Genomic DNA, 13,092 nt, shown 5'->3' with positions numbered 1-13,092 from the left:
CGGGACGGACTGGGGTCGGTGTGCTGCGCGGAGGTCACTGGTCCGTCGTCGCCCCGCCGTCGCGGTCGGAGGCCAGGCGGAAGAGCACCTCGCCGGCGTGGTCGATGACCAGGGTGTCGGGGTCCTCGCGCAGGGCGTCGAGGTCGAGGGAGGCCGGGTCCATGTACAGGACGTTGTAGGCCTCGGTCTCCTCCTTCGAGATGGCGGTGGCGAAGTAGCGATTCACGCGCTGCGTCTCCTCGCCGGTCTCGGGGTCGTAGGTGCCCAGGCCCGTCACGTGCGTGGAGTGCGCGAGCTCGCCCCACGGGTGGTCCTTGAAGCGGTCCCACTGCTTCGTGAAGTACTCGATGTTGTGGTACCCGATCTCGCGCAGGCCGGGGTGCATCGCGGCGACCTCGGTGATGTGCGGGGCGTAGATGATGACCTCGCCGCCGTCGGCGCACACGGGCTCGGACTTGTAGAAGCCCTTCGCGCCGGTCCACATGTCCTCGTACATCTCGGGCACGATCGCGACGATGCGCTTGTAGGGCTTGTCGACGTAGGTGATGTGGGTCTGCGCGGAGATCTTGGCGCAGGCGGCCCAGGCGGCCTGCGGGTCGCCGAAGGCGATGGCGCCGAGATCCGCTCCGCCCTCGGCGACGTCCATGGTGAAGCAGAGCTTCTCGGAGGGGATGAGGTCGCTCGCGGCGTCGATCAGCTGGCGCACGGGGGTGATTCCGAGGGCGCCGATGATGCGGCTGGCGGTGATGAGCGCGCCCACCCAGTGGGAGATGTCGATGACGTCGTGGACGGAGCAGCCGGGGAAGAAGTACTTGTTGCCGCCGGAGAAGCCGACGACCTCGTGGGGGAAGACGGGGCCGACGATGAGGTTGACGTCGGACTCGACGACGAGCCTGTTGATCTGCACGTCCATGGGCTGGCCGTTCAGCAGCCCGCCGGTGAGCTCGGAGATCTGCTCGGCGGAGATCACGCCGAGGTCGGCGATCTGGTCGGGGTCGTCCCAGGCGTGGTTGACGACCTCCCAGCCGGGGTAGGTCGCGGCGACGCCGCGCTCGGTGGAGCCCATGAGCCTGTCGATGGCCTGCTCGCTCATCGCGGCGTGGGTGCCGAGCGCGATGAGCACGGTGACGGAGGCGGCGCGGCCGTCGAGGGCGCCGTGGATGGCGGGGAGGACCTTGGGCAGCGGGACGGAGCGGGTGCCGTCGGGGACGATGAGGCAGATGCTCTTGCCGTCGAGGTCCTGGCCGGCGAGCTGCTCGAGAACGAAGTCGTGGATCTGCTGGTCGCCGAGGATGCCCTCGGGGCCGCCGAGGAGGGCCGCGCGCTCGGCGAGGCCTTCCGGGATCGGGGTGATCTGGGGGGTCCGGGTGTCCGTCCTCGCACTCATGCCCCCATGATGCTCCGTCGCCGCAGGCCGGACAAGGATGGCCCGTCGGTTGCCATAGCGTGCGGGCGGGCTCGTCGGCCGGGATCGTCGGCGGAGGGTCGGTTGCCCGCGCCCCACTGATCGAATCCGTAGACATGAGTAGACACTCGCGCCTACCTTGGAGCATGCGCACCATCTCGGTCGGCGAGCTCCGGCAGAACCCCACCCGCATGCTCGAGGACATCGCTGCGGGCGAGGTCTACGTCCTCACCCGGCACAACCACGAGGTCGCCCGCATCGTGCCGAGTGCGTCGTCGACCTCCCTGATCCCGCCTGCGCGCAGCGGCCCCGCGCGCACCAGCGGACTTCCTCGCGTCGACCTCCCGGACGGTATGTCGATGGACGAGTTCCTCGACGATCTCTCGGGGGACCGGTGACGGTCTTCTACCTCGACACCTCCGTCGCCGTTCGGATCCTCTTCCACCACTCCCCTGCCGCCGCCTCGTGGTTCGACGCGACGACCGGCGCCCCCGAGCATCTCCTGGTCTCCTCGCGGCTCCTGCGCACGGAGATCACCCGGGCTCTGCGACGCACCGGGGTGGAGGTGCAGCGGCGCGACGAGGTCCTCGAGTACCTCGGCACCCTCCCGGTGGACCACGCCGTGCTGCAGGAGGCAGAGGCCATCGTCCCGGCGGTGAAGACCCTGGACGCCATCCATCTGGCCTCCGCACTGCGCAGCGGCATCGAGGGGCTCGTGCTGGTCACCCACGACCGGGCGATGGAACGGGTCGCGGCGGAGATCGGCATGCGGACCCTGGATCCGGTCACCGACGACCCTGGACTCGCCTGAGCGCCGCCGCCCCGCAGGGGATCGGACCCGCTCCGGCGTCCCGTCGAGCCGTCGACGGTCGGCGATGGCCCTCGCGGCCTTCCAGGCGGGGCCGGTCTGGCCGATCGCAGTGCAGCAGCTCCGCTCGACGTGGTCGGACACACATACCCCCACCCGGCATCCCGGTCGTACCGTGGCAGTGGCACACCAGGTGTCACGGGCACAAGAAGTGCCTCCGTCCCCCACCCCGGAGCGTCCCCGCGCGATGAGCACGACCACCACGTCCCCCGGCGGCCCCGCCGCCGGCACCTCGTCCAACGGCTCGGCACCGGCCCGCCGCTCCCCCGGCCTGAAGGCCCGCCACCTGCACTTCATCGCGCTCGGCTCCGCGATCGGCACGGGCCTGTTCTACGGCTCGGCCGGCGCGATCCAGGCCGCGGGCCCCTCCGTGCTGCTGGTCTACCTGCTCGGCGGCGCGGTCGTGTACTTCATGCTGCGGGCGCTCGGCGAGATGGCCGTGCGCATGCCCATCTCGGGCTCCTTCGCCGAGTACACCCGGCGCTTCCTCGGCCCGTGGGCGGGGTACATCACCGGCTGGATGTTCGCCTTCGAGATGCTGATCGTGTGCCTGGCGGACCTCACCGCCATCGCGATCTACATGAGCTTCTGGTTCCCGGACACCGCACAGTGGGTGTGGGTCGCGGCGACGCTGCTGATCGTGGGCGCCGCGAACCTCGCGAGCGTGCGCTGGTTCGGCGATCTCGAGATCGTCTTCACGGTCGTGAAGGTCGGCGCGGTCATCGCGATGATCGTGGGCGGCGCGGCGATCCTCGCCTTCGGCCTCGGGGATCCCTCGACGCCGACGGGCCTCTCCAACCTCACGGCCGACGGGGGCTTCTTCCCGAACGGCCCGGGCGGCATGATCTCGGCGTTCATCCTGGTGCTCTTCGCCTTCGGCGGCACCGAGATCATCGGCGTGGCCGGCACCGAGGCGGAGGACCCTGGGCGGGCGATCCCGAAGGCCGTGAACACGGTCCCCGTGCGGATCCTGCTGTTCTACGTGCTCGCGATCGGCGTGATCCTGCTGCTGAACCCGTGGCGGGAGATCACGGGCGAGGAGTCGCCCTTCGTGCAGATCTTCGACACGCTCGGGGTGAACTGGGCGGCCGGTCTGCTGAACGTCGTGGTGATCACCGCGGCGCTCTCGGCGATCAACGCCGACCTGTTCGGTGCGGGCCGTGTGGTGGCGGGCATGGCCCGCACGCACCTGGCCCCGTCGGCCCTCGCCCGCACGGTGCACGGGGTGCCGGTGGTGACGACGCTCGCGATGCTCGGCGTGCTGGTGGTGGGCGTGGCGCTGAACTACGCCCTGCCCGAGGAGGTGTTCACCATCGTCGCGTCGCTGGCGACCTTCGCGACCGTCTTCGTGTGGCTGATGATCCTGCTGGCCCAGGTCGCCTCCCGTCGCGGCATGTCGCGGGAGGAGCGGGATGCGCTCGCGTTCCCGGTGCCGCTGTGGCCCTACGGGCAGCTGTTCGCGATCGCGTTCATCCTGTTCACCTTCGGGATCATGGTCTGGCAGCGCGAGTACCACACTGCCCTCGCCGTGGGCGTGGGCTTCGTGGTGCTGATGAGCGTGCTGTACCTGGTCACGGGCCGGCACCGTCTCCCCGCGGAGGACTGACGCCGCCGCCCCGCGGAGCCGTCAGGCCGTCACTGCGCGTACTGCGCGACCCCTCCTCCGAAGGACCAGTTCTCCTTGGCGACCTCGACGAGGGAGATCATCACGTCCTCGCGCCGCAGGCCGATCGCCTCGTGGAGCCCGTCGGCGATCGCCGCGTAGAGCGCCTTCTTCAGCTCCGTGGTGCGTCCGGCGTTCAGGGTGATCTGGATGATCAGCGCCCGCTCTGTGCGCTCGACGAAGTAGGTCGGGTCCATGACGAGACCAGTGCGGGGGTGGGAGGTGATCACCTGGAAGCGGTCGTCGGCCGGGGCGCCGGCGACCTCGACGAGGGCGCGGTGGACGACCTCGCCGATCGCCTCCTGCTCGAGCGGGGTGGTGATCTCGGGGACGTCGATGCGGACCAGTGGCATGGTGCTCTCCTTCGTGCAGCGGTTGACGGGGACGGCGGGCGCCGCCCCGCCGAACTCAGACCCGCTCCAGCTCCTCCTCGCCGACGGGCTTGCCGTCGTGGCGGACCATGATCGAGAGCACCGCGGCAATCGCGCACAGCGCCGCACCGCCCCAGAAGGCGTAGGCGTAGGTGCCGAACACGTCGCGGATGATGCCGGCGCCGGCGGCGGCGATCGCGGCACCGACCTGGTGGCTGGCGAAGACCCAGCCGAACACGATGGTGCCGCGCTGGCCGAAGATCCGCCGGCACAGCACGGCGGTGGGCGGCACGGTCGCCACCCAGTCCAGGCCGTAGATGATCACGAACAGCACGATCGGGGGTTCACGGTCTCGGCCAGCAGCAGCGGCAGCAGCACGAGACTCACGCCGCGGAAGGTGTAGTAGATCGCGAGCAGCTTGCGGGGGTCGAAGGTGTCGGTGAGCCAGCCCGAGGCGATGGTGCCGAGGATGTCGAAGACGCCCACCGCGGCGAGCAGTCCGGCGGCGGTGGTGGTGGCCATGCCGTGGTCGTGCGCGGAGGGGATGAAGTGGATGCCGATGAGGCCGTTGGTGGTCGCGCCGCAGATCGCGAAGGCGAGAGCGAGGGCCCAGATGGCGCGGTGGCGCACGGCGACGGAGAGGCCCTCCAGCGCCCGCTGCATAGCGCCGCCGTGGGCGCGGGGCGGGGCGACGTAGGTGGCGGGGTCGGCGCCGAAGGGCAGCACGCCGCGGTCCTCGGGGTGGTCGCGGATCACGGCGAGCACGAGCGGCACGGCGGCGAGCGCGACGGCGGCGATGACCAGGGACGCCGCGCGCCAGCCCACGTTCTCGGCGAGCGAGGCGACCGGCGGCAGGATCACGAGCTGCCCGGTCGCGGAGCCTGCGGTCAGCACGCCCATCACGAGGCCGCGTCGGGCGACGAACCAGCGGTTGGAGATGGTGGCGGCGAGCACGAGCGCCATCGATCCGGTGCCGGCCCCGATCAGCAGGCCCCAGAAGACCAGCCGCTGCCAGGACGCGGTCATGAGCACGCTGCCGCCGGCGCCGAGGGCGACGAGGGTGAGCGCGATCGCGATCACGCGGCGCATGCCGAAGCGGTCCATGAGCGCGGCGGCGAAGGGCGAGACCAGCCCGTAGAGCAGCAGGTTCACACTCACGGCGAGGGACATGATCGAGGTGGACCAGCCGAACTTGTGGTGCAGCGGCACCATGAGCGCGCCGGGCGCAGCGCGGAAGCCGGCGGCGGCGAACAGGGCGAGGAAGGCGACGGCGGCCACCCACCAGGCGGGATGGATCCGCCGACGGGCGCCGGGGTGCGGGGCGGGGCTGGTGGTCATCGGTCTCGCTCGGGCTCGGGGCGGGGCAGGTGCCGGGCACCGGGCATATCGCCCCGATCCGCGCGGTCTGGGAGCTCGCCCAGCCCTGGTACGGGGACCGCCTCGACGCCGACTTCACGCCCCACACCCGCGAGCACAACCAGCTGCTGCTCGAAAACTGCGGGTTCACCGGGGAGTTCTGGCGGCTGCCCTGAGAGGATGCTCAGTCGGTGCCGCGCCCCGTCCGCGACGACTGGCGCGGCGTACCGGGTCTTCATACCGGCCCAGCGATCCTGATACCCACCGGGGGTATAGCATCGGCGCGTAGGCCACCGCTCAGGAGGACCCCGATGTCGACCCATGGACTGCTCACCCGCCGGACTGCGCTCGTCGGCATCGGGCTCACGACCCTTGCCGCCTGCTCGGGCGGCGGCGGCGAGGAGATGCCCGGCATGGACCATGGCGGCGGCCACGGATCCGACCAGGGCGGCGCCCACGCCGGGCACGCCATGGACGGCGGAGCCCCGCCGGAGGGGATCGCGCAGGCCGCCGACCCCACCTACCCCGTCGGCACGGCAGTGACCCTCGCCGCGGATCACATGGAGGGCATGGAGGGCGCGAGCGCCACGGTCTCCGGGGCGTTCGACACCACGACCTACGCGGTCTCGTACACCCCCACCGACGGCGGCGCCCCCGTCAACGACCACAGGTGGGTCGTCCATGAGGAGCTGGACTCTCCCGCGCAGGCCCCGCTCGCCGAGGGCACCGAGGTGATGCTCCGCGCCGACCACATGCCCGGCATGGACGGCGCGGAGGCGACCATCGACAGCGCGACCGATGAGACGGTCTACATGGTCGACTACGAGGCGGACGGGATGATGATGACGCACCACAAGTGGGTCGTCGAGAGCGAGCTCCAGCCCGCCTCCTGAGCTCAGCGGCGTTCGCGCACCGTCTCGACGGATGCCTCCGGTGTGAGGTCCAGACGCCGCAGCGTCTGGGCGTTCAGCGCGACGATGATCGTGGAGAGCGACATGAGGACCGCTCCGACGCTCATCGGCATGATTACTCCGACCGGTGCCAGGACGCCCGCGGCGAGAGGCACGGAGATGAGGTTGTAGCCGGCGGCCCACCAGAGGTTCTGCGTCATCTTGCGGTAAGCGGCGCCGGAGAGACGGAGGACCGAGAGCACCGAGCGCGGGTCGGAGCCGGCGAGCACGACCCCGGCCGAGCCGATCGCGACGTCGGTGCCGGCGCCGATGGCGATGCCGACGTCCGCCTGGGCGAGCGCGGGGGCGTCGTTGACGCCGTCGCCGACCATCGCGACAGTCCTGCCCTCGGCCTGGAGCTCGGCGACCTTCGAGGACTTGTCCTCGGGGCGCACCCCGGCGTACACCCGGTCGATGCCGAGCTCGCGGCCGACACTGTGGGCCACGGCCTCGGCGTCGCCCGTGATCATGACGACCTCGATCCCGCGCTCATGGAGGGCCTCGACGGCCTCGCGGGACTCGGAGCGGATCTCGTCGGAGAGCTTCAGCCCGCCGACGACCTCGCCATCCCTCAGCACGTGGAGGATGATCGCGCCGTCCTCGCGCCACACCTCGGCGTCCTCGATCTCCGCGGCACCTACCTCCTCGAGCAGGCGTGGGCCGCCCACCCGGATCTCGTGGCCGTCGACCTGCGCGCTGACGCCGAGCGCCGGGGTCGAGGTGACGCCGGTGGCGGCGGGGATCTCGACCCCGTCGGCCTGGGCCTTCGCGACGATCGCGCGGGCGAGCGGGTGCTCGCTCTCCGCCTCGGCGGCGGCGGCGAGCGCCAGCACTTCGGCGGCGTCCAGGCCGCGTGGTGCGATCTCGGAGAGGACGGGCTCGCCCTTGGTGAGGGTGCCGGTCTTGTCGAACAGGACCGTGTCCACGGTGCGCATCTGCTCGAGGGCCAAACGGTCCTTGATCAGGACGCCCCCGCGGGCGGCGCGCTCGGTCGACACCGAGACGACCAGCGGGATCGCGAGGCCCAGGGCGTGGGGGCAGGCGATGACCAGCACGGTCACCGCGCGGACGACGGCCTGGTCGGGCATGCCGAGCACGGACCAGACGATCGCGGTGATCACCGCGGCGGTGAGCGCGAACCAGAACAGCCAGCCGGCGGCCTTGTCGGCGATCCGCTGGGCGCGCGAGGAGGAGTTCTGCGCCTCGGCCACGAGGCGCTCGATCCCGGCGAGGGCGGTCTCGTCCCCGGTCGCGGTGACCTCGATCCTCAGGCTCGAATCGGTGGCGACGGTGCCGGCCACGACCCGGTCCCCGACCTCGCGGGTGACCGGCCGCGACTCGCCCGTGATCATGGACTCGTCGACGTCGGCGCGGCCCTCGCGGACCATGCCGTCGGCAGGGACGTTCGCGCCCGGCCGTACCAGCACGAGGTCGCCGACGCGGAGGTCCGACGGGGCGACGGTGACGAGCCGGTCCCCCTCGATCCGCTCGGCCTCATCAGGGAGCAGGGCCGCGAGCGAGTCCAGAGCGGAGGAGGTCTGCGCGAGAGACCGCATCTCGACCCAGTGGCCGAGCAGCATGATCACGATCAGCAGCGCGAGCTCCCACCAGAACTCGAGCTCGTGGGAGAGGATCCCGAGGGCAGAGCCCCACGAGGCGAGGAAGGCGACGGTGATCGCGAGCCCGATCAGCAGCATCATCCCGGGCTTCCGGGCGCGGATCTCGGACGCTGCGCCCACGAGGAATGGTCGACCGCCCCAGACGTACATGACGGTGCCGAGCAGCGGCGCGATCCACATGGCTCCCGGGAAGCTCGGCACCGCGTAGCCGAGGACCATCGCGAACATCGGTGAGAACGCGACGACCGGCACCGCGAGGACCAGGTTTATCCAGAACAGACGCCGAAACTGCGTGACGTGGTCGCCGTGGCCGCCATGCCCCGAGTGGTCGCCGTGCATGGCGTGGCCCGCGTGAGCACCGTGACCCGCGTGCATGTCGTGGCCCGCGTGTATCTCCTGCTCCGCGTGAGTGTCATGCCCCGTGGAGGCGGTCATCGACGCATGGCCTAGCGTCGACCCATGGCCCCCATGTTCTCCGTGCCGTGTGGATCTCTCTGTCGCCATGGACTCGACATTATACCCCCCGGGGGTATCTGTCGAGAGGTCTGGGTGGCGGGTTCTGCATCCTGGTTCACATCGCTGTTCGGCGATATGATCGCTTCATGTCGATGAATCCGGCGGACGTGGTCCGCGACCCCGCCACGCCCCTCTTCGAGGTGGACGAGTCCCAGGCCGCGCTGTTCCACGCGCTGTCCGAGCCGACTCGCCTGGCGCTGCTGCGCCACCTGTCCACCGGCGAGCACCGGGTGCGGGACCTCGTGGACCACATGCACCTGGCCCAGTCGACGGTGAGCACGCACCTGGCCTGCCTGCGCGACTGCGGGCTGGTGCGCGGCCGGACCGAGGGGCGCGCCTCCTGGTTCTCCCTCGCGGACCCGGAGCGTCTCGTCGAGCTGCTCGCGGCGGCCGACGTCCTGCTCGGCGCCTCGGGCGCCTCGCTCGCCCTGCGACATCACGACCACGACGATCCCGTCGGCGGCGAGCTGCGATGACCGCGGGCCACGCGCACGGCGGGAGCTCCCCCTCGCACTCCCACTCCCACTCGCATGCCGGCGCCGACACCGGCCGCACCCGGCTCGCGATCGCCTTCGGCCTCACCGCCGCGATCGCCCTCGCGCAGCTGGTGGGAAGCATCGTCACCGGATCCCTCGCCCTGCTCACCGACACCGCGCACGCGGTCGTGGACGCCTCGGGCCTGCTGATCGCGCTGATCGCGGCGACGATGGTGGCCCGCCCTGCGACCAGCACCCGCACCTGGGGCTTCGCCCGGATCGAGGTGCTCGCCGCCCTCGCCCAGGCCACCCTCCTCATCGTGGTCGGCACCTACACGGCGATCGAGGGCATCTCCCGCCTCGGCGCCCCGCCCGAGATCGCCTCGGGGCAGCTGCTGGTCTTCGGCGTGATCGGGCTCGTCGCGAACCTGATCGCGATCCTGGTCCTCGCCGGCGGGCGGGGCACGAGCCTGAACCTGCGCGCCGCCTTCCTCGAGGTGCTGAACGACGCCCTCGGCTCCCTCGGGGTGATCGCCGCGGCGCTCATCATCACGTTCACCGGTTTCCAGCAGGCCGACGCGCTCGCGGGCCTGTTCATCGCGGCGCTCATCGTGCCGCGGGCGATCCGGATCCTGCGCGAGACGCTGCGGATCCTCATGGAGTACGCCCCGGCCGGGGTCGACCTCGACGAGGTGCGCGAGCATCTCCTGGCCCTCGAGCACGTGCAGGACGTGCACGACCTGCACGCCTCGAGCGTCGGCAGCCGCCTGCCGATCATCTCCGCCCACGTGGTGGTCTCCGAGGAATGCTTCGAGTCCGCGCACGCCCTGGCCATCCTCGAGGAGGTCCAGGACTGCGTGCGCACCCACTTCCCCGTCGCCTTCGAGCACGCCACGATCCAGATGGAGAGCCCCGCCGTGCGCGAGCGCGAGGCGGGCAAGGGCCTGCACGAGTAGCTCCTGCTCACCCCACCAGCAGGCAGAACGGATGCCCCTCGGGGTCGCCGATCACGTACAGCGGCTCCCCGGGATCATCGGAGCGATCCATGAGCACCCTCGCCCCGAGCTGCTCGGCGCGGGCGCGGTGGGTCTCGAGCGCGTCGACATCGGGCACGCGGAAGTCCATGTGCAGCTGCATGGGCACCTCCTCGCTCGGCCAGGTGGAGGGGCGCAGATCAGGCTTGGCCTGGACGGCGAGAACCCGTAGGCCGGACTGATCCAGGAGCACCAACCAGTCGGCCTCGTCGGCCGCAGGCGCCGCCGGCGGCTCATCGCCCGGCCGATACCGGAGTGCGAGCAGCTCCCGGTAGAACTCGGCGAGCGCGCGCGGGTCGCGGGCGTCGAGAGCCGTGTGCAGGAGCTCGGGGTACGCGCTCACAGCGCGAGCGGGACGACCTCGGCCCCGGGCAGCGCGGCCAGCTCCCGGCCGGGCACGAGGATCTTGGAGGTGCGCACACCGCCGCCGATCAGCGCCTCGTCGAGCTCCGCGACGGCCGGGTCGATGAGCACCGGCCATCCCTCGGGCAGACCGATCGGGGTGACGCCGCCGCCGGTCATCCCGGTCAGCTCCTCGGTGAGCTCACCCGGCGCGAAGGACAGCTTGCTCGCGCCCAGATGCTTCTTCACGGTGCGGTTCACATCGGCGCGGTCGCTCGCACGCACGAGGACCGCGGCGAGGATGTCCTGGCCGCCGCCGCGGCCCTTGACGATCACGCAGTTCGCGGTGACGGACTCGTCCACGCCGTAGGCGGCGCAGAACTCGGCGGTGTCGGCGAGATGGTCCTCGACGGGGGCCACGCGGGCGCTCGGCGCCGCACCGGCGCGCGCGGCCTCCGCGGTGGCCGGGGCAACGAGGTCGAGGGCCTCGGTGAGCGGGGTCCAGTCGAGGGGCAGGGTTCCGTGCTCGGGAGTCATGCCTCCACGATAGGTTCGGATGTGCCGCCGTCGAAGGCGTTCCGCACCCCGACTCGGAAGGAGCCGATGCCGTGCTGCTGACCGTCTGCGTGAACGGTGCCCGACTCCCGTCGGCCCATCCGGCCCTCTCCGCGGACCCCGAGGTCCTCGCCCGCGATGCCTCTCGCGCGATCGCGGCCGGGGCCGACGAGGTCCACCTGCACCCGAAGGACCCCGCCGGGCACGACTCCCTGCGAGGCGAGGACGTGGCCCGCTGGCTGGAGGTGTTCCGCCGGGTCCTGCCGGGGGTGAGGCTCGGCGTGACGACCGGGCTCTGGGCGGCCGACGGGCCGGCGGAGCGACTCGCCCTGGTCCGCTCCTGGGAGACGCTGCCGGATCTCGCCTCGGTGAACTGGCACGAGGAAGGGGCCGCGCAGCTCGCCCGGCACCTGCTCGAGCGCGGCGTCGACGTCGAGGCGGGGCTGTGGACCGCCGAGGCCGCCGAGGCCTGGGCCCGCTCCCCGCTCGCACCGCACTGCCACCGGGTGCTCGTGGAGCTGCCGGACGTGCCCGCCGGCCACCTCCGTCCCGCCGCCGAGGGGATCCGCACAGCGCTCATCGCCGCGGGTCACCGCCGCCCGCTGCTCCTGCACGGCGAGGAGCGCTCCGCCTGGCCCGGCGTCCTGCTCGCCCTCGAGGCCGGCGCGGACACCCGGATCGGACTCGAGGACACGCTGACCGGCCCCGGGGGTGCTCCCGTCGGCTCGAACGCCGAGCTGGTGACCCTGTGCCGGGAGTTCCTCGGCGGCTGAGTTCTGCCAGGTCATAGCCCCACTTAGAGCGCGACGGAGCACCGATGCCGGGCCCCTGCCGGCCGGGGCGCACGTACGCTCGCCTCATGGATGCCCCCTTCCGCCTCCGGCTCGCCACCCCCGACGACGCCGAGGCATGCGGCGCCGTCCACCACCGGTCCTGGGTCGAGACCTACTCCCACCTGCTGCCCCCGGAGCACTGGAGGACCGACACGGTGGAGCGTCGCGCAGCCCTGTGGACCCGGGTGCTCCGCGATGGCTTCGAGGTTCCCGTCGCCGAGGTCGACGGACGGATCGTCGGCCTCGCCCTGGCCGTTCCCGGCAGGACGATCGGGGCGCACGGCCCGGTGCGCGACCGCGAGCTGTCCACGCTCTACGTCCTCGCCGAGCACCACGGCACCGGCGCCGGTCAGGCCCTGCTCGATACGGCGCTCCCGCCGGGCACCCCCGCACAGCTGTGGGTGCTCGACGACAACCCCCGGGCCAGGCGCTTCTACGAGCGCAACGGCTTCACCCCCGACGGTGCCCGCCACCTCGACGAAGGACTCGGGTTCACGGAGCTCCGGTACATCCGCTGACCGTACCGGCGGGTCCGGGCGGTTCCGTCCGTCAGCCCCTGGGCCTACGCTCGCACTGAGCGTCCGGCACGGTGCCGTTCGCCATGCCGAGGAGGCATCATGCCCGCAGCCCTGCACCCCTACCTCAACTTCGACGGCAAGGCCCGCGAGGCGTTCGAGTTCTACGGCCAGGCCCTGGGTGGGACGCCGCAGTTCTCCACCTTCGGCGAGTTCCAGGCCGTTCCCGAGGGCCACCCGGCCTCGGACCTGATCATGCACGGCGCGCTCGAGGTCACCGACCTGATCCGCCTGTACGTCTCGGACTACATCGAGGGGATGAGCCCCGGGAAGTTCACCGTGGGCAACAACGTCACCCTCTCCCTGATGGGCGACGACGAGCAGGTGCTCCGCAGCGCCTTCGAGAAGCTCTCCGAGGGCGGCGAGATCACGATGCCGCTCGAGAAGCAGATGTGGGGCGACGTCTACGGCTCCTTCACCGACCGCTTCGGCATCGTGTGGCAGGTGAACATCTCCGGCGGCGAGGGCTGAGACGTCGCCGACGACCTCCGCGCCCTGCTCGAGGCGGAGCGCTCCCGCACCCGGGAGA

Annotated in this window: 15 protein-coding genes and 1 pseudogene; 10 read left to right on the top strand and 6 right to left on the bottom strand. The window is 71.6% G+C overall.

Translation table 11 applies throughout. The features are described from left to right. Nucleotides 1–34 precede the first annotated feature (34 nt). Entirely contained in the window at nt 35–1,387 is a 1,353-nt protein-coding gene (locus HNR70_RS14470; protein WP_184326269.1) for a lactate racemase domain-containing protein, read from the bottom strand. Nucleotides 1,388–1,551: 164 nt separating this feature from the next. Here HNR70_RS14470 and HNR70_RS14465 point away from each other — a divergent pair, with 164 nt between their 5' ends. The 3 genes from HNR70_RS14465 to HNR70_RS14455 all read left to right on the top strand — a co-directional run bounded on the left by HNR70_RS14465 (nt 1,552) and on the right by HNR70_RS14455 (nt 3,879). Further along, nucleotides 1,552–1,803, top strand: a complete 252-nt coding sequence (locus HNR70_RS14465; protein WP_184326268.1) for a type II toxin-antitoxin system Phd/YefM family antitoxin — start codon at nt 1,552–1,554, stop codon at nt 1,801–1,803. Beyond that, nucleotides 1,800–2,216 carry a type II toxin-antitoxin system VapC family toxin gene (locus tag HNR70_RS14460; RefSeq protein ID WP_184326267.1) on the top strand — a complete coding sequence of 139 codons (417 nt, stop codon included), beginning with the start codon at nt 1,800–1,802 and terminating at the stop codon, nt 2,214–2,216. Before HNR70_RS14465 ends, HNR70_RS14460 begins: the two co-directional genes overlap by 4 nt. A 244-nt stretch (nt 2,217–2,460) precedes the next feature. Further along, entirely contained in the window at nt 2,461–3,879 is a 1,419-nt protein-coding gene (locus HNR70_RS14455; protein WP_246375246.1) for an amino acid permease, read from the top strand. Nucleotides 3,880–3,908: 29 nt separating this feature from the next. Here the strand turns inward: HNR70_RS14455 and HNR70_RS14450 are convergent, their stop codons facing one another. Then, entirely contained in the window at nt 3,909–4,289 is a 381-nt protein-coding gene (locus HNR70_RS14450; RefSeq protein ID WP_184326266.1) for a tautomerase family protein, read from the bottom strand. A 55-nt stretch (nt 4,290–4,344) separates the two neighbouring features. After that, a pseudogene (locus HNR70_RS14445) lies at nt 4,345–5,645 on the bottom strand (MFS transporter). 29 nt (nt 5,646–5,674) lie between these two features. Here HNR70_RS14445 and HNR70_RS14440 point away from each other — a divergent pair. After that, the gene (locus HNR70_RS14440; RefSeq protein ID WP_221421147.1) at nt 5,675–5,839 is read left to right on the top strand and encodes a hypothetical protein; all 165 of its coding nucleotides are present in this window, start codon (nt 5,675–5,677) and stop codon (nt 5,837–5,839) included. Between the two features lie 135 nt (nt 5,840–5,974). Next, entirely contained in the window at nt 5,975–6,556 is a 582-nt protein-coding gene (locus HNR70_RS14435) for a YdhK family protein (protein ID WP_184326265.1), read from the top strand. 2 nt (nt 6,557–6,558) lie between these two features. Here the strand turns inward: HNR70_RS14435 and HNR70_RS14430 are convergent, their stop codons facing one another. Continuing rightward, on the bottom strand, nt 6,559–8,736 hold the full coding sequence (locus tag HNR70_RS14430) for a heavy metal translocating P-type ATPase (RefSeq protein ID WP_184326264.1): 2,178 nt from the start codon (nt 8,734–8,736) through the stop codon (nt 6,559–6,561). Nucleotides 8,737–8,840: 104 nt separating this feature from the next. Here HNR70_RS14430 and HNR70_RS14425 point away from each other — a divergent pair, with 104 nt between their 5' ends. Both HNR70_RS14425 and HNR70_RS14420 read left to right on the top strand, forming a co-directional pair. Then, a complete protein-coding gene (locus HNR70_RS14425; protein ID WP_376768840.1) occupies nt 8,841–9,224 on the top strand; it encodes an ArsR/SmtB family transcription factor in 384 nt (127 codons plus the stop codon). Further along, the gene (locus HNR70_RS14420) at nt 9,221–10,180 is read left to right on the top strand and encodes a cation diffusion facilitator family transporter (protein WP_184326262.1); all 960 of its coding nucleotides are present in this window, start codon (nt 9,221–9,223) and stop codon (nt 10,178–10,180) included. The genes HNR70_RS14425 and HNR70_RS14420 overlap by 4 nt, the downstream gene beginning before the upstream one ends. A gap of 7 nt (nt 10,181–10,187) precedes the next feature. Here HNR70_RS14420 and HNR70_RS14415 read toward each other — a convergent pair whose 3' ends face one another. Together HNR70_RS14415 and HNR70_RS16080 are read right to left on the bottom strand one after the other, a co-directional pair. Continuing rightward, complete coding sequence (locus HNR70_RS14415; RefSeq protein ID WP_312857687.1) at nt 10,188–10,601, bottom strand: VOC family protein; 414 nt, start codon at nt 10,599–10,601, stop codon at nt 10,188–10,190. Further along, nucleotides 10,598–11,137 (bottom strand): YbaK/EbsC family protein, encoded by a 540-nt coding sequence (locus HNR70_RS16080; RefSeq protein ID WP_246375242.1) that lies wholly within the window; start codon nt 11,135–11,137, stop codon nt 10,598–10,600. The genes HNR70_RS14415 and HNR70_RS16080 overlap by 4 nt, the downstream gene beginning before the upstream one ends. A 71-nt stretch (nt 11,138–11,208) precedes the next feature. On the opposite strand from HNR70_RS16080, the gene HNR70_RS14410 reads away from it, so the two are divergent. From HNR70_RS14410 to HNR70_RS14400, 3 genes are all read left to right on the top strand, one after another. Continuing rightward, the gene (locus HNR70_RS14410; RefSeq protein WP_312857686.1) at nt 11,209–11,928 is read left to right on the top strand and encodes a 3-keto-5-aminohexanoate cleavage protein; all 720 of its coding nucleotides are present in this window, start codon (nt 11,209–11,211) and stop codon (nt 11,926–11,928) included. An 86-nt stretch (nt 11,929–12,014) separates the two neighbouring features. Next, nucleotides 12,015–12,506 carry a GNAT family N-acetyltransferase gene (locus HNR70_RS14405; protein WP_184326260.1) on the top strand — a complete coding sequence of 164 codons (492 nt, stop codon included), beginning with the start codon at nt 12,015–12,017 and terminating at the stop codon, nt 12,504–12,506. A 99-nt stretch (nt 12,507–12,605) separates the two neighbouring features. After that, nucleotides 12,606–13,034: a VOC family protein gene (locus HNR70_RS14400; RefSeq protein WP_184326259.1), complete on the top strand. Its 429-nt coding sequence runs from the start codon at nt 12,606–12,608 to the stop codon at nt 13,032–13,034. The last annotated feature ends 58 nt before the right edge of the window (nt 13,035–13,092 follow it).

This window comes from Brachybacterium aquaticum (genome assembly GCF_014204755.1).
GTDB classification, from domain to species: Bacteria; Actinomycetota; Actinomycetes; order Actinomycetales; family Dermabacteraceae; genus Brachybacterium; species Brachybacterium aquaticum.
Note: the sequence above shows the minus strand (reverse complement) of the source record. Positions and strands in the feature narration are given on the sequence as shown.